The organism is Paraburkholderia phytofirmans PsJN, from assembly GCF_000020125.1.
GTDB classification, from domain to species: Bacteria; Pseudomonadota; Gammaproteobacteria; order Burkholderiales; family Burkholderiaceae; genus Paraburkholderia; species Paraburkholderia phytofirmans.
This window is the reverse complement of sequence record NC_010681.1, coordinates 4,352,982-4,368,342: the sequence shown is the minus strand read 5'-3', so window position 1 is coordinate 4,368,342 and position 15,361 is coordinate 4,352,982. Positions and strand designations below refer to the sequence as shown.

13 protein-coding genes are annotated in these 15,361 nt (G+C 61.0%); 11 read left to right on the top strand and 2 right to left on the bottom strand.

The window, feature by feature from the left end:
- The first annotated feature begins 8 nt into the window (after positions 1-8).
- The 9 genes from atpB (at position 9) to BPHYT_RS19375 (ending at position 9,063) form a co-directional block, all read left to right on the top strand.
- Positions 9-860 carry a F0F1 ATP synthase subunit A gene (gene atpB, locus BPHYT_RS19415; RefSeq protein WP_012434805.1) on the top strand — a complete coding sequence of 284 codons (852 nt, stop codon included), beginning with the start codon at positions 9-11 and terminating at the stop codon, positions 858-860.
- A gap of 94 nt (positions 861-954) precedes the next feature.
- Positions 955-1,224: a F0F1 ATP synthase subunit C gene (gene atpE / locus BPHYT_RS19410; protein ID WP_007180033.1), complete on the top strand. Its 270-nt coding sequence runs from the start codon at positions 955-957 to the stop codon at positions 1,222-1,224.
- A 138-nt stretch (positions 1,225-1,362) separates the two neighbouring features.
- On the top strand, positions 1,363-1,833 hold the full coding sequence (locus BPHYT_RS19405) for a F0F1 ATP synthase subunit B (RefSeq protein ID WP_006050845.1): 471 nt from the start codon (positions 1,363-1,365) through the stop codon (positions 1,831-1,833).
- Between the two features lie 2 nt (positions 1,834-1,835).
- The gene (locus BPHYT_RS19400) at positions 1,836-2,375 is read left to right on the top strand and encodes a F0F1 ATP synthase subunit delta (protein WP_012434804.1); all 540 of its coding nucleotides are present in this window, start codon (positions 1,836-1,838) and stop codon (positions 2,373-2,375) included.
- A gap of 58 nt (positions 2,376-2,433) precedes the next feature.
- Positions 2,434-3,975, top strand: coding sequence for a F0F1 ATP synthase subunit alpha (gene atpA, locus BPHYT_RS19395; RefSeq protein ID WP_012434803.1), 1,542 nt, complete (start codon positions 2,434-2,436; stop codon positions 3,973-3,975).
- A 91-nt stretch (positions 3,976-4,066) separates the two neighbouring features.
- Positions 4,067-4,951 carry a F0F1 ATP synthase subunit gamma gene (atpG, locus tag BPHYT_RS19390; RefSeq protein WP_012434802.1) on the top strand — a complete coding sequence of 295 codons (885 nt, stop codon included), beginning with the start codon at positions 4,067-4,069 and terminating at the stop codon, positions 4,949-4,951.
- A 116-nt stretch (positions 4,952-5,067) separates the two neighbouring features.
- A complete protein-coding gene (gene atpD, locus BPHYT_RS19385; RefSeq protein ID WP_012434801.1) occupies positions 5,068-6,462 on the top strand; it encodes a F0F1 ATP synthase subunit beta in 1,395 nt (464 codons plus the stop codon).
- Between the two features lie 209 nt (positions 6,463-6,671).
- On the top strand, positions 6,672-7,097 hold the full coding sequence (locus BPHYT_RS19380) for a F0F1 ATP synthase subunit epsilon (protein WP_012434800.1): 426 nt from the start codon (positions 6,672-6,674) through the stop codon (positions 7,095-7,097).
- Between the two features lie 235 nt (positions 7,098-7,332).
- On the top strand, positions 7,333-9,063 hold the full coding sequence (locus tag BPHYT_RS19375; RefSeq protein WP_012434799.1) for an AMP-binding protein: 1,731 nt from the start codon (positions 7,333-7,335) through the stop codon (positions 9,061-9,063).
- An 889-nt stretch (positions 9,064-9,952) separates the two neighbouring features.
- On the opposite strand, the gene BPHYT_RS19370 is transcribed toward BPHYT_RS19375, so the two are convergent.
- Positions 9,953-10,750, bottom strand: a complete 798-nt coding sequence (locus tag BPHYT_RS19370) for a transporter substrate-binding domain-containing protein (RefSeq protein WP_012434798.1) — start codon at positions 10,748-10,750, stop codon at positions 9,953-9,955.
- A gap of 218 nt (positions 10,751-10,968) precedes the next feature.
- On the opposite strand from BPHYT_RS19370, the gene hemE reads away from it, so the two are divergent.
- Both hemE and BPHYT_RS19360 read left to right on the top strand, forming a co-directional pair.
- Entirely contained in the window at positions 10,969-12,069 is a 1,101-nt protein-coding gene (gene hemE, locus BPHYT_RS19365; protein WP_012434797.1) for a uroporphyrinogen decarboxylase, read from the top strand.
- Positions 12,070-12,534: 465 nt separating this feature from the next.
- A complete protein-coding gene (locus BPHYT_RS19360) occupies positions 12,535-14,781 on the top strand; it encodes a primosomal protein N' (protein ID WP_012434796.1) in 2,247 nt (748 codons plus the stop codon).
- A 253-nt stretch (positions 14,782-15,034) separates the two neighbouring features.
- Here BPHYT_RS19360 and BPHYT_RS38715 read toward each other — a convergent pair whose 3' ends face one another.
- Positions 15,035-15,205, bottom strand: a complete 171-nt coding sequence (locus BPHYT_RS38715) for a hypothetical protein (protein ID WP_012434795.1) — start codon at positions 15,203-15,205, stop codon at positions 15,035-15,037.
- Positions 15,206-15,361 lie beyond the last annotated feature (156 nt).

Here is a 15,361-nt window from a genome sequence, read left to right as displayed (position 1 = left end):
TTAACGATATGGCAGCTAGCGAAGGCACGCGCGCTCTGGATCCGTCCGAGTACATCGCGCACCACTTGCAGAACTTTTCCACAGCGCACCAGACGTCGATTTTCGACATTCACGTCTGGAATCTGGACACCCTTTTCTGGTCGATCGTTTGCGGTCTGGCCACGATCCTGATTCTGCATCTCGCTGCCCGCAAGGCAACGTCCGGCGTGCCGGGTCGTTTCCAATGCGCGATCGAAATGCTGGTTGAAATGGTCGAGGATCAATCGAAGTCGATGATCCACGGCACGCGTACCTTCATCGCACCGCTGGCCCTGACCGTGTTCGTCTGGGTCGCGCTCATGAACTCGCTCGACTTCATCCCCGTCGATCTGCCGGGTCGCGTGATCGGCTGGCTGGGTCTGTCGGAAGTCATTCCCCATCACCGCATCGTGCCGACCGCCGACCTGAACGGTACGCTCGGCATCGCACTCGGCGTGTTCGCGCTGATGATTTACTACAACTTCAAGATCAAGGGCGCCGGCGGCTTCGTGCACGAACTGCTGTCCGCTCCGTTCGGCGCGCATCCGCTCCTGTGGATCCCGAACCTTGCACTGAACATTATCGAGTTCGTCGCAAAGACGGTCTCGCTCGGCATTCGGCTGTTCGGCAACATGTACGCGGGCGAACTGTTGTTCCTGCTGATTGCCCTGCTCGGCAGCATGTGGGGTTTCGGCGCGGACGCGTCAGTGCTCGGCTTCATCGGCCACGTCATCGCTGGCACGGTTTGGGCGATCTTCCACATCCTGATCGTTCTGCTGCAAGCATTCATTTTCATGATGCTGACGCTGGTGTACATCGGACAGGCACACGACAGCCACTAATCACGGCGTGTCGCACGACGAATTGTTTTTAGTTTTGTTTCATTTAAATCCCAGTTCCAACCAGTTCTAAAAGACTTTTCACAAAGGAGTGATCATGCAAGCTTTCATCGCCAACATCCAGGGTCTGACCGCCATCGGTATCGGCATCATCATCGGCCTGGGTGCAATCGGCGCCTGTATCGGTATCGGCCTGATGGGCGGCAAGTACATCGAAGCATGTGCACGTCAGCCTGAACTGATGAACCCGCTGCAAACCAAGATGTTCCTGCTGGCTGGTCTGATCGACGCGGCGTTCCTGATTGGCGTTGGTGTGGCAATGCTGTTTGCGTTCGCGAACCCGCTGCTGTCGAAGCTGGCAGGCTGAGGTTCCTCGGAAGTTTGCGCCTGAGCTATAACTGGTAAAGGCGCAGGGCGGAACGGGCACTCGGGCGCTGATCGAATACAGAATCGATGAGCGCCTTGCCGTTTCACTTTCCGAACTAGCAACGTTTAAGGAAACACCGTGAATCTCAACGCAACCCTGTTTGCGCAAATGGTCGTGTTCCTGATCCTCGCGTGGTTCACGATGAAGTTCGTGTGGCCGCCGCTGATCAACGCCCTCGACGAGCGCTCAAAGAAGATTGCTGACGGTCTGTCCGCTGCTGAAAAGGGCAAGGCAGAACTCGAAGCCGCTCACAAGCGCGTCGACCAGGAACTCGCTCAGGCACGCAACGACGGTCAGCAACGTATTGCTGACGCAGAAAAGCGCGCTGTGGCAGTCGCTGACGAAATCAAGGCTCAGGCACAGGCTGAAGCCGCTCGCATCATCGCGCAAGCGAAGGCCGACGCGGAGCAGCAAGTCGTGAAAGCGCGCGAAACGCTGCGCGGCGAAGTCGCCGCACTCGCTGTGAAGGGCGCTGAACAGATCCTGAAGCGCGAAGTCGACCAGGCAGCTCATGCTGACCTGCTGAATCAACTGAAAGCCGAGCTCTGATCATGGCCGAACTTGCAACCATCGCCCGTCCGTACGCAGAAGCGCTGTTTGGCGTGGCCGAAGCTGGTGACATCGCCGCCTGGTCCACGCTCGTGCAGGAGCTGGCACAGGTTGCGCGTCTGCCCGAAGTGCTGTCGATCGCCTCGAGCCCGAAAGTAAGCCGCGCCCAGGTTAGCGAACTGCTGCTGGCCGCGGTCAAGTCGCCGCTCAAGGACAACGCGCAAGCGAAGAATCTGGTGCAAATGCTGGTGGACAACCATCGTCTGCAATTGCTGCCGGAAATCGCTGTGCAGTTCGAAGAGTTGAAGAACGCCCGCGAAGGGGCGGCCGATGTGCTGATCGTCAGCGCATTCCCGCTCGAAGGCGCGCAGTTGAACGACCTCGTCGCAAGTCTCGAACGCAAGTTCAAACGCAAGCTGAAGCCGACGGTCGAGATCGACCCGTCGTTGATCGGCGGCGTACGCGTGACAGTCGGCGACGAAGTGCTCGATACCTCGGTCCGCGCGCGGCTTGCCAGCATGCAAACGGCTCTGACGGCCTGAAGCGCCTCACGCGCTGAAGCGGCTGGCACGCAACAGAATTGACTATCAGGAGCGAATAATGCAACTCAATCCCTCTGAGATCAGCGAGCTGATCAAGAGCCGGATCCAGGGCCTTGAAGCGAGCGCAGACGTTCGCAACCAGGGCACCGTGATCTCCGTGACCGACGGTATCGTGCGTATCCACGGCCTGTCGGAAGTGATGCAGGGCGAAATGCTCGAATTCCCGGGCAACACCTTCGGTCTCGCGCTGAACCTCGAGCGCGACTCGGTCGGCGCCGTGATTCTGGGCGAGTACGAACACATTTCGGAAGGCGACGTGGTCAAGACGACCGGCCGCATTCTGGAAGTGCCGGTGGGTCCGGAACTGCTTGGCCGCGTGGTCGACGCACTCGGCAACCCGATCGACGGCAAGGGCCCGATCAACGCGAAGAAAACCGATGCAATCGAAAAGATCGCTCCGGGCGTGATCTGGCGTAAGTCGGTTTCGGAGCCGGTCCAAACCGGTCTGAAGTCGATCGACGCGATGGTGCCGGTTGGCCGTGGCCAGCGCGAGCTGATCATTGGCGACCGCCAGTGCGGCAAGACCGCAGTCGCAGTCGACGCGATCATCAACCAGAAGGGCAAGAATCTCTTCTGTATCTACGTCGCGATCGGCCAGAAGGCTTCGTCGATCATGAACGTGGTGCGCAAGCTGGAAGAAACCGGCGCGCTGGAATACACGATCGTCGTGGCCGCTTCGGCTTCGGAATCGGCTGCCATGCAATATCTGGCGCCGTACGCCGGCTGCACGATGGGCGAATACTTCCGCGACCGCGGTCAAGACGCGCTGATCGTTTATGACGATTTGACCAAGCAAGCTTGGGCATACCGTCAGATCTCGCTGCTGCTGCGCCGTCCGCCGGGCCGTGAAGCTTACCCGGGCGACGTGTTCTATCTGCACTCGCGTCTGTTGGAACGTGCTGCTCGCGTGTCGGAAGACTACGTCGAGAAGTTCACCAACGGTGAGGTCAAGGGCAAGAGCGGTTCGCTGACGGCACTGCCGGTCATTGAAACGCAAGCAGGTGACGTGACCGCATTCGTTCCGACGAACGTGATCTCGATTACCGACGGCCAGATCTTCCTGGAAACCGACCTTTTCAACGCAGGTATCCGCCCGGCAATTAACGCCGGCGTGTCGGTGTCGCGCGTTGGTGGTGCGGCTCAGACGAAGGTCGTGAAGAAGCTGTCGGGCGGTATCCGTACCGACCTCGCACAGTACCGTGAACTGGCTGCGTTCGCGCAGTTCGCCTCGGACCTCGACGAAGCTACCCGCAAGCAACTGGAGCGCGGCCGCCGCGTGACGGAACTGCTGAAGCAGCCGCAATATCAACCGCTGCAAGTGTGGGAACTGGCTGTCGCGCTGTTCGCAGCGAACAACGGCTACCTCGACGATCTGGAAGTTGCGCAAGTGCTGCCGTTCGAAAAGGGCCTGCGCGACTACCTGAAGACGAAGCACGCAGACCTGATCAAGCGCGTCGAAGACACCAAGGAACTCTCGAAGGACGACGAAGCCCTGCTGCACACGGCTCTCAAAGACTTCAAGAAGTCCGGCGCTTATTGATCCGCGAGTGACCTACAAGGCATAAACGGACCTTGAAGCAGCGCGGCCCACAGGCAACTGAACCCGCGCTGCTTCGATCAAGGAGCAAGCAATGGCTGGAATGAAGGAAATTCGCGGCAAGATCAAGAGCGTGCAAAACACGCGCAAGATCACGAAAGCGATGGAGATGGTGGCCGCATCGAAGATGCGCCGCGCTCAGGAGCGCATGCGCGCTGCTCGCCCGTATGCCGACAAGGTCCGCGATATCGCCGCACACATGAGCCGTGCGAACCCGGAGTATCGTCACCCGTTCATGGTGTCGAACGAAGGCGCGAAGGCGGCCGGCATCATCCTCGTTACGACCGATAAAGGTCTGTGCGGCGGTATGAACACTAACGTGCTGCGTGCGTCGCTGCAGAAGTTCAAGGAACTGGAAGGCCAGGGCAAGACGATCGAAGCAACCGCGATCGGCACCAAGGGTCTGGGTTTCCTGAATCGTCTGCGCGCCAAGGTGGTGTCGAATGTCGTGCATCTGGGCGATACGCCGCATCTGGAAAAGCTGATCGGCGCGGTGAAGGTGCAGCTCGACCTGTACTCGGAAGGCAAGGTTTCGGCGGTGTACCTGGCGTACACGCGCTTCGTCAATACGATGAAGCAGGAGCCGGTGATCGAGCAACTGCTGCCGCTGTCGGCGGACCAGTTCGAGCGCAAGGAAGAAGACGGCGCGACGCCGAGCACGCAGTGGGACTACATCTACGAGCCGGATGCGCAGGCAGTGGTGGACGAACTGCTGGTGCGTTATGTCGAAGCGCTGGTTTATCAGGCCGTCGCGGAAAACATGGCATCGGAACAGTCGGCACGAATGGTCGCAATGAAGGCCGCTTCGGACAACGCGAAGACGGTCATCAACGAACTGCAGCTCGTGTACAACAAGAGCCGTCAGGCCGCGATCACGAAAGAACTGTCGGAAATCGTCGGTGGCGCGGCGGCAGTCTGACCTTGACGGTCAGGCACGCCGCTTCGTGTGCGCCTTCGCGGCGCACCCCGGCTAGGCGCCCCCATCCAAACTGCGCCTTTGCGCGAGTGAAGAATTGAGTATCTAAAGGAAAAGCGATGAGTACTACTGCTTTGGTAGAAGGCAAGATCGTACAGTGCATCGGCGCGGTGATCGACGTGGAATTTCCGCGCGACCAGATGCCGAAGATTTACGACGCGCTCATTCTCGAAGGTTCGGAACTGACCCTCGAAGTCCAGCAACAGCTGGGCGACGGCGTCGTCCGTACCATCTGTCTGGGTGCATCGGACGGTCTGCGCCGTGGTACGACGGTGAAGAACACCGGCAAGCCGATCAGCGTGCCGGTCGGCAAGCCGACCCTCGGCCGGATCATGGACGTGCTGGGTCGCCCGATCGACGAAGCCGGCCCGATCAACTCGGACGTGGTTCGCGGTATTCACCAGAAGGCTCCGGCGTTCGACGAACTGTCGCCGTCGACGGAACTGCTCGAAACCGGCATCAAGGTTATTGACCTGATCTGCCCGTTCGCCAAGGGCGGTAAGGTTGGTCTGTTCGGTGGCGCCGGCGTGGGCAAGACCGTGAACATGATGGAACTGATCAACAACATTGCTAAGGAACACGGTGGTTATTCCGTGTTCGCCGGTGTTGGCGAGCGTACCCGCGAAGGGAACGACTTCTATCACGAAATGAAGGACTCGAACGTTCTCGACAAGGTCGCGCTGGTGTACGGCCAGATGAACGAGCCGCCGGGCAACCGGCTGCGCGTCGCGCTGACCGGCCTGACGATGGCTGAGCACTTCCGTGACGAAGGTCTCGACGTGCTGTTCTTCGTCGACAACATCTACCGTTTCACGCTGGCAGGCACGGAAGTGTCGGCACTGCTCGGCCGTATGCCGTCGGCAGTGGGCTATCAGCCGACGCTGGCTGAAGAAATGGGCAAGCTGCAAGAGCGTATTACGTCGACCAAGACTGGCTCGATCACGTCGGTTCAGGCCGTGTACGTCCCTGCGGATGACTTGACCGACCCGTCGCCGGCTACGACTTTCGGCCACTTGGACGCAACGGTCGTGTTGTCGCGTGACATCGCTTCGCTGGGTATCTACCCCGCAGTCGACCCGCTCGATTCGACCTCGCGTCAGATCGACCCGAACGTGATCGGCGAAGAACACTACTCGATCACGCGCGGCGTGCAGCAAACGCTGCAGCGCTACAAGGAACTGCGCGACATTATCGCGATTCTGGGCATGGACGAACTGGCGCCGGAAGACAAGCTCGCCGTGGCGCGCGCTCGTAAGATCCAGCGTTTCCTGTCGCAGCCGTTCCACGTCGCAGAAGTGTTCACGGGCTCGCCGGGCAAGTACGTGCCGCTGAAGGAGACGATCCGTGGCTTCAAGATGATCGTCGACGGCGAGTGCGACCACCTGCCGGAACAAGCGTTCTACATGGTCGGCACGATCGACGAAGCCTTCGAAAAGGCCAAGAAGATCCAGTAAAGGTCGGGTGTAACGAAGCGGGCGCCGGCGTCCGCGCGGAACAGATACCATCACAGTATCGAATCCCGAAGCCGGCGCCTCTTAATACGCTCAACCCAGCCTTGCATGGGACGAGAGTCAGCGCTAAAGCGTTAGCTCTCGTCGAGCTTTGCAGGGGACCCGAGTAAGCGCTAAAGCGCCAACTCTGGTCGCCACAGGAGTCGACACTTATGGCAACAATCAAGGTAGACGTCGTCAGCGCGGAAGAGCAGATCTTCTCGGGCCAGGCGAAGTTCGTCGCGCTGCCGGGCGAAGCAGGTGAACTCGGCATTCTGCCGGGCCACACGCCGCTCATCACGCGGATTCGTCCGGGTGCGGTGCGCATCGAAGCTGAAAACGGTGAAGAAGAGTTTGTCTTCGTCGCCGGCGGCATCCTCGAAATCCAGCCGGGCGCTGTGACGGTTCTCGCCGACACGGCTATTCGCGGCAAGGATCTCGACGAAGCCAAGGCTGAAGATGCACGCAAGCGTGCGGAAGAAGCGCTGCAGAACACGGGTTCGAACCTCGAATACGCGACCGCGCAAGCGGAACTGGCGTACGCGACGGCTCAGCTCGCTGCGATTCAGCGTCTGCGCAAGCTGCGCGGTCAGAACTAGGCAAAACGTATCAGAGAGAAAGCAGCCTTCGCGGCTGCTTTTTTTTGATCTCGGCTTGACGTTTACGGAAAGGTAAGCAAAATTGTGTTTTGATTCAACGCGGCGCTTCGCTTCGCGCAGCCGCGCAATGCGCTGCGGGTAAGACTTGATGCCGGAGCGACACACGCCGGTGGCACAATCGATTTCAAATTCATTTCAATAGACGAGCTTCCGCTGAGCTCACGGAGACAACACCATGGCAACGCATGCGTCAGGCGAAGGTGCACTCATCGAACCCAAAGACGGGCTGTCCTATGTCCGCGGGTCGACCGACATTCCGCTGAGCGAAGCGACGGTCGGCCGGTTTCTGCGCGATACGGCGGCAAGCTTTCCGGACCGTCCGGCCGTGGTGTTTCGTGAGCAACTCATTCGGTGGACATGGAAGGAATTCGCTGAAGAAGTCGATATTTTGGCAGCAGGGCTGCTCACGCTTGGTATCGCGAAAGGTGACCGCGTGGGCATCTGGTCGCCAAATCGCGTGGAATGGTTACTGACCCAATTTGCTACCGCGCGCATCGGTGCTGTGCTGGTCAATATCAATCCCGCATACAGGCTCGCGGAGCTCGAGTACGCGCTTAACAAGGTCGGGTGCAAGGCAATCATCGCCGCCGAGCGCTTCAAGACGTCCATGTACCTGGAGATGCTGCAGGCGCTCGCGCCCGAACTGGCCACGCAGGCGCCCGGTGAACTGCACGCGGCGAGGTTGCCGGAATTGCGCTATGTGATTCGTATGTGCGACACAGAAACGCCCGGCATGCTGACCTTTTCCGACGTGATCGAGCGCGGGCGCGTGTGCCTCGACGTGGCGAAGCTCGACGCCATCGGTGCCACGCTCTCCTGCCACGAGCCGATCAATATCCAGTTCACCAGCGGCACGACAGGCAATCCAAAGGGCGCGACGCTGACCCACAGTAACGTGGTGAATAACGCACGTTACATTGCGATGGCGATGCGGCTGAGCGAGCAGGACGGTTTATGCATCCCCGTCCCGCTGTACCACTGTTTCGGCATGGTGCTGGCGGTGCTGGCATGCGTGTCGGTTGGCGCCAAAATGGTGTTTCCGGGCGAGGGCTTCGACCCAGCCGCAACGCTGGCCGCTGTCGCGGAAGAGCAGTGCACCGCGTTGCATGGCGTGCCGACCATGTTTATCGCCGAACTCGATCATCCGAACTTCGCCACCTACGACTTCTCGCGCTTGCGCACCGGCATCATGGCGGGCTCGCCTTGCCCGATCGAAACCATGAAGAAGGTCGTTTCCAGAATGCATCTGAGCGAAATCACTATCGCCTATGGCATGACGGAAACCAGCCCGGTCTCTTTCCAGAGCTCGACGACCGATCCGCTCGACAAGCGCACGACAACGGTCGGCCGCATCCAGCCGCATCTGGAAGTGAAAATCGTCGATCCTCTCGGCGCGATCGTGCCGGTGGGTGAAACCGGCGAGCTATGCACGCGCGGTTATTCGGTGATGCAGGGCTACTGGGGCGACGAGGCGAAGACGCGCGAAAGTATTGTCGACGGCTGGATGCATACCGGCGATCTGGCGACGCTCGATGCCGAAGGCTACTGCAACATAGTCGGCCGGCTGAAGGACATGCTGATTCGCGGCGGCGAGAACATCTATCCGCGCGAGATCGAGGAGTTTCTGTTCCGGCATCCGAAGATTCAGAGCGTGCAGGTGTTCGGCGTCCCTGACACGAAGTACGGCGAGGAGGTGTGTGCGTGGGTCGTATTGCGTTCGGGCGAGCAGGTGACGGCTGAAGAGATCCAGCAGTTCTGCCACGGGCAGATTGCGCACTACAAGGTGCCGAAGTACATCCGCTTCGTCGATGAACTGCCGATGACCGTCACCGGCAAGGTGCAGAAGTTCATCATGCGCGAGCAGATGATCAGCGAATTGAAGCTGCGGGAAGACAAGACGGCGTGACTCTGAATGGCAGTCCGCGCGGGCAAAAACGTCGCGCGCCGCGGATCGGCTGACGAGGCAACAAGATAAAGCAGAGGGGGCAAATCGTTTGCCGCGCAAGTTCGCTCAAGTGCCGCGAATATGCTCGATATATCGCCTTACTGCAGTGCGCAAACGTTTGGCCAGACGAAAAAAAAGCGGGCCTGGAGCCCGCTAAAAACCACACGCTACGGGGTTAGCGCGAGGAGACCAAAGAAGGAACCGACTGAGACGACGACCCTGCGTCGACTACGGCCCCAGCAGGGATGCCCCTTTACAGGGCTTCGGCATAGGCCGACCGGCAAGTGCATCGTATCCGCTCACACCAAGCACCCAGCCACATCCGTGTTGAAACCGTGAGGGCATTGTGGGCGAATTAATCTACGAGCGCGGTAACAAAGTGTTTCAGGTTGTAACGCCCGCCAGATAAGGCGCTACAGGATATTTTGCCAAAACGATACGATTGAAACGTAATTTTTACCGATGACTCGCTCGCAATTTCATACGCCTGATTGATGCTATTCGCGACGCATAGTGCGGCGTAATCCGTTAAGTCGATTCTGCATGAAATGGTTGCACATTCATCTTTTGGGCGGAGAATTCCCCGTGTTACAGGTCCTTGCCCGACCTCGCGAGTTTCCGCAATCGAACTGGTGCGGCCGCATTGCATCGCAACATCCGCCTGTACGCGCAATTGGGGTGCAAAGACCGCGCTGACCGAGGGCTGTGATGGCATTATTGTTCGGGTTTCACTTAACAGCGCCTTGTACCGTTACATGATTGGCGCGTGAACGTGGTCATTTGGCGTTTCTCGACCGCCACCGTCTCACAGCGAAAAATGGAAACGGGGGCGGCCAAAAAGCGCGTTACGCTACTTCAGCCACTTGTCCGAAATGGCTTGGTATTCGCCTGTTGCCCGCGCGAGGTGCAACCATTGGTCGACGTATTGCTGGAACGCCACATCGCCGCGCGGTAAGAGCCAGGCCTTTTCACCGTACTGGAACGGCTTGTCCGGATGAACCGAGCACAGACCGGGATTCAACTTTTGCTGCAACAGAGTTTCCGACGCGTCCGTCACCATCACATCCGCCTTGCCGGCGAGGATCTGCTTGAAGATCGTCACGTTATCCGGATAGACGGTCAGGTTCGCGTGCGGAAAATACTGTTTCGCGAAGCGCTCATTGGTGCCGCCCGGATTGACGATCACGCGTGTCGCCGGCTGGTCGATTTGCGCGACGGTTTGATATTTGTTGACGTCGTCGCACCGAACGATCGGCGTCTTACCGTCGACCATGTAGGCCTGCGTGAAAAACGCGCGCTTCTGCCGCTCGAGGGTCGGCGACACACCGCCCACGCCCACATCGCACTTGGCGACAAAGTCGTTCATCAGATTCGACCAAGACGTCTTGATGTACTCCGTCTTGACGCCGAGCGACTTGGCGAGCGACTCCGTCATGTCGATATCAATGCCTTCGAACTGGCCGTCCGCCTTGTAAAACGAATACGGCTTGTAGTCGCCCGTCGTGCAGGCGCGCAGCGTGCCGCGCGCGAGAATTTCGTCGAGCCGCGAGGGCGTTGCCGTGGTGGCGCTGGTCTGTGCCCCAGCCACGCCAGCGTGCATCAAAACGCCGGCCAGCGTGCCGAGCAGTGCGAGTGCTGCCTTGTTCATCGAGTCTCCTTGGTTGTAAGTAATTGTTTGGTAAGTCCGTTGGATGATAGCCCGGCAATTTGCGCTTGAACATTGGCCGTTCGGCCAGGTCATGACGCCACGGCCAGCCCACCTAAAACCGGCCGCGAACGACGCGCCCGACAGTTATTGGCCGGATCAAGCACGATGCGGCGGGCAGGCTCCGGTAAAATGCCCCTTTGCCCTCAGTCGTACGCAACGTGGCCCATAAACTCCTGAACGACACTTTCCTGCGCGCACTGCTGCGCCAGCCGACCGACTACACGCCGATCTGGCTGATGCGGCAAGCTGGCCGCTACCTGCCGGAATACAACGCCACGCGCGGTCGCGCGGGCAGTTTTCTCGGTTTGGCGAAGAGCCCAGCGTACGCGACAGAAGTCACGTTGCAGCCGCTCGACCGTTATCCGCTCGACGCCGCGATCCTGTTCTCCGACATCCTCACCGTGCCCGACGCCATGGGTCTCGGCCTCGAATTCGTGACCGGCGAGGGTCCTAAGTTTGTTCGCCCGGTTCGCACGGAAGACGACGTCGCGCGCCTCGCGGTGCCGGACATCGACGCCACGCTGCGCTACGTGACCGACGCCGTGCGCGAAATTCGCACCGCGCTGACCGACGCGCAAGGCCGTCAACGCGTACCGCTGATCGGCTTTTCGGGCAGTCCGTGGACGCTCGCGTGCTACATGGTCGAAGGCGGCGGGTCGGCGGATTTCCGCACGGTGAAGTCGATGCTCTATGCGCGTCCGGATCTGATGCACCGCATTCTCGACGTCAACGCGCGCTCGGTCGCCGCGTATTTGAACGCCCAGATCGAAGCCGGCGCGCAAGCCGTAATGATTTTCGACACGTGGGGCGGGGCGCTGGCTGACGGCGTGTATCAACGTTTCTCGCTGCAGTACATCCAGCAGGTGGTGAGTCAGTTGAAGCGCGACCACGGCGGCGAAAAAGTCCCGGTCATTACCTTCACGAAGGGCGGCGGGCTGTGGCTCGACGAAATCGCCGAAACCGGCGTGGATGCAGTCGGCCTCGACTGGACGGTGAACCTGAGCAAAGCGCGCGAGCGCGTGGGTGGGAAGGTGGCGCTACAGGGCAATATCGATCCATCGGTGCTGTTCGCGCCGCCGGCTTCAATCCGCATGGAAGCGCGCGCGGTGCTCGACAGCTTCGGGAATCATCCCGGCCACGTGTTCAATCTCGGCCACGGCATTTCGCAGTTCACACCGCCGGAGAACGTCGCCGAGCTCGTCGACGAGGTGCATCGTCATAGCCGGGCGATTCGCAGCGGCGCTCATGCACCGGCATGAAGCCGTAATCGTTACCATTTTTTGTTGCATTGCAGCGAACTGGGCTCTCGGTCTAAGGGGAAATTTGCAGCTAACAGGCCGTCGGACGGCGGTCCTGCGAAAGTCAAGACTTGACTTATGCACATTCATCACGCTGCGGCGCGGTAGAAGCTTTAGTCGTGTCCTGGCCCTTGCACATTGCAGGCGCATTTGATCTAAGCCTTGTCTGGCAAGGGTTTGACGGGTTCTGGCCAGACTGTGCGGAACCCCACAGAAGGCCGCTGCGGCGCGGTTCCCGGGCCGTCCGGGCGAAGTTCTCAACAAAGTTATCCACAGGCACTCGGACCGATTGCAATTGTTCAGCGGAATCCAAAACTTAGCGCCGAAATTGAAGTTTTACTTTAACTTCTACGGATTCGCCGTCTGCTCAATGGGCACCACGATGTGGCATCGTGTCGCGCTCATTCCTCTCATGCCTGCTGACGCGTGAGCGAGGTGTTCGTCCGCGTCGCACTCGACCATCCGCTGGCGACCTTGTTCGACTACCGTTTCGACACGCCTGTGCCTGTCGCGCCGGGCATGCTGGTGAGCGTGCCGTTCGGGAAACGCCATGTCGTCGGGCTCGTCTGCGAAGTGACCGCTCACAGCGACGTGCCGGCAGATCGTCTTCGTTCCGTAGAAGGCGTGTGCACCGCCTGCCCGCCGGTGTCGTCGGAATGGCTGAAGCTGGCCGCGTTTGCCGCCGACTACTACCAGCGCGGCCTCGGAGAGGTTGCGTTGCCCGCGTTGCCACAGGCGTTGCGCGATGCGTCGCGCTGGTCGCGCCTGTTCGCGCCGGAAGAGCGCTACAGTCTCACGCCCGCAGGCCGCGTCGCGTTGCCCGATGCCCTGCCGGCGCGGGCAAGCGCCTTGCGGAAATTGGCGCAGGCGTTGGCCGAAACAGAGTTCCTGCTTGCCGCCGACGCCCGCGCGCTACACCCCAAAGCGATTGCAACACTCGACGCCTGGCGGGCGGAGGGCTGGGTTGCATTGGACGTTATCGAAGCCGCGGCGGCGCTGGCCACAGCCGCTTCGGCTGACGTGCCCGCGCCCGCGCTGCCCACGCTCACGGACGAGCAGGCGGCAGCCGTCGAAGCCATCCGCGATGCCGACGGCTTTGCGCCGTTTCTGCTGCACGGCGTGACGGGCAGCGGCAAAACGGAGGTCTATTTGCGCGCGCTCGCGGAGATTTTGGCCGCGAAGCCCGACGCCCAGGCGCTCGTCCTCGTCCCCGAAATCAATCTCACGCCGCAGTTCGAAGCGGCCTTCCGTGCGCGCTTCGCCGCGCTCGAGGGCACGTCGATCGTCACGCTGCACAGCGGCCTCGCGGAAGGCGAGCGCGCCCGCAACTGGTTCGCTGCGCACACCGGCCGCGCGCGCATCGTGCTCGGCACGCGGCTGGCGGTGCTGGCGTCGCTGCCCCAGCTCGCGATCATCGTCGTCGACGAGGAGCACGATCCGGCTTACAAGCAGCAGGAAGGTTTGCGTTACTCGGCGCGCGATCTGGCGATTTATCGCGCCAAGCAACTCGGCTTGCCGGTCGTGCTCGGTTCGGCCACGCCGTCGCTGGAAAGCTGGTGGCAGGCGGACCAGGGCCGCTACAAGCGGCTCACCTTGTCGCGCCGTGCCGTCGCCGAGGCCGTTTTGCCCACCGTCAAACTGATCGATCTGGAAGAGGAGAGGCGGCGCGGGCGGGCATCGGTGGAAGGTTTGTCGGGGCCGCTGATCGCGGCGCTGAAGGCGCGGCTCGAACGCGGCGAGCAAAGCCTGGTGTTCCTGAACCGCCGCGGTTACGCGCCGCAGCTTGCCTGCGATGCCTGCGGCTGGGTCGCCGGTTGTCCACGGTGCAGCGCGTATGTCGTGCTGCATAAGCCCGAGCGCGCGCTGCGCTGCCACCACTGCGGCTGGGAAGCGCGTATCCCGCGTTCGTGCCCGGAGTGCGGCAACGTGGATATCGCGCCGATGGGCCGCGGCACGCAGCGCGTTGAAGAAACGCTGGCGAGCGCGGTGCCCGGCGCCCGCATCTTGCGGATCGACGCCGACAGCACGCGTCGTAAAGGCAGCGCGCAAGCGCTGTTCTCCGACGTCCACGCGGGCGAAGTCGATATCCTTGTCGGCACGCAGATGATCGCCAAAGGTCACGACTTTCAGCGCGTATCGCTGGTCGGCGTGCTGAACGCCGACACCGCGTTGTTTTCCCACGACTTCCGCGCGAGTGAACGCCTTTTCGCGCAACTGATGCAGGTGAGCGGCCGGGCAGGCCGTGCGGGTTTGCCGGGTGAAGTGCTCGTGCAGACACGCTATCCGCGCCACGCGCTCTATCACGCGTTGGGGCGCCACGACTATGTCGGCTTCGCCAATTCCACGCTGGCCGAACGGCGTGACGCGCACTTGCCGCCATTCGTCTATCAGGCTTTGCTGCGCGCCGAAGGTCGCACGCTCGAAGCCGCGCTCGCCTTCCTGCAACAGGCGGCGGCCGAGTTGACCGGCATTGCGGCCGCCGAACGCGTGACGGTCTACGACGCGGTGCCGCTCACCATCGTCAAAGTAATGCACGTGCACCGCGCGCAATTGCTGATCGAGAGCGCGTCGCGGGCCGCCTTGCAGGCGACCTTGCGTGCCTGGCAGCCGCTGCTGCGCGGCCTGAAAGGCGTGCTGCGCTGGAATCTGGAAGTCGATCCGCTCGACATCTAAGGCGCGTCGCCGGCCCGGCGCCGTCGCTACTTCTTTCGGTCATGTTCCCGGCGCGAAAGGTCGTTTCGTTCCGCGGCGCCGCTCGTCTATATTTTGCCGAGATACCTGTGCGCAGTTCAAAACCGGCCGCCGACATCGACGCGTGCCGATACCACGCCGCGGCATGAAGCTCGGCGTTGAACGCGCCCGGCAACCGGAGTCAGCGTAAAAAGCGGCATCGCTGCATCCGGCACGGAACACCGGACGCAACCGCTCAATCGTTCAATGCGGCCCGCGCATCGCCCGCCGAAGCGCGCGATACCGCCGGCGCACGTTCGTCGTCGGGCTCGCGCCTGCCCGGCCCGCTCGTCGCGCCGCGTATGAAGAGGACGCCGCAAGTCGCGCACATCGCCCAGATGCCCAATATCACCAGCCACTTTTCCATTTCGCCTGTCCTCAAAACCCCGTACCGTTTTTTTGTGTGTGCCCGGAGGCCGCGTGCCGCTATGTTCCGTATAACGGCGCGCCGACCCGTTCTGATAAGGGTAAATGCAAAAAGAATCACGCCAGGGAAAGTACTAAGCGCAACCGCTGCGCACGC

What these genes read in the sequence shown, in the direction of transcription:
- BPHYT_RS19375 (WP_012434799.1), top strand. Translation starts at nt 7,333, where the DNA reads ATGGCAACGCATGCGTCAGGCGAAGGTGCACTCATCGAACCCAAAGAC.
- BPHYT_RS19400 (WP_012434804.1), top strand. Translation starts at nt 1,836, where the DNA reads ATGGCCGAACTTGCAACCATCGCCCGTCCGTACGCAGAAGCGCTGTTT.
- BPHYT_RS19380 (WP_012434800.1), top strand. Translation starts at nt 6,672, where the DNA reads ATGGCAACAATCAAGGTAGACGTCGTCAGCGCGGAAGAGCAGATCTTC.
- atpE (WP_007180033.1), top strand. Translation starts at nt 955, where the DNA reads ATGCAAGCTTTCATCGCCAACATCCAGGGTCTGACCGCCATCGGTATC.
- atpA (WP_012434803.1), top strand. Translation starts at nt 2,434, where the DNA reads ATGCAACTCAATCCCTCTGAGATCAGCGAGCTGATCAAGAGCCGGATC.
- atpG (WP_012434802.1), top strand. Translation starts at nt 4,067, where the DNA reads ATGGCTGGAATGAAGGAAATTCGCGGCAAGATCAAGAGCGTGCAAAAC.
- BPHYT_RS19370 (WP_012434798.1), bottom strand. Translation starts at nt 10,750, where the DNA reads ATGAACAAGGCAGCACTCGCACTGCTCGGCACGCTGGCCGGCGTTTTG.
- atpD (WP_012434801.1), top strand. Translation starts at nt 5,068, where the DNA reads ATGAGTACTACTGCTTTGGTAGAAGGCAAGATCGTACAGTGCATCGGC.
- atpB (WP_012434805.1), top strand. Translation starts at nt 9, where the DNA reads ATGGCAGCTAGCGAAGGCACGCGCGCTCTGGATCCGTCCGAGTACATC.
- BPHYT_RS38715 (WP_012434795.1), bottom strand. Translation starts at nt 15,205, where the DNA reads ATGGAAAAGTGGCTGGTGATATTGGGCATCTGGGCGATGTGCGCGACT.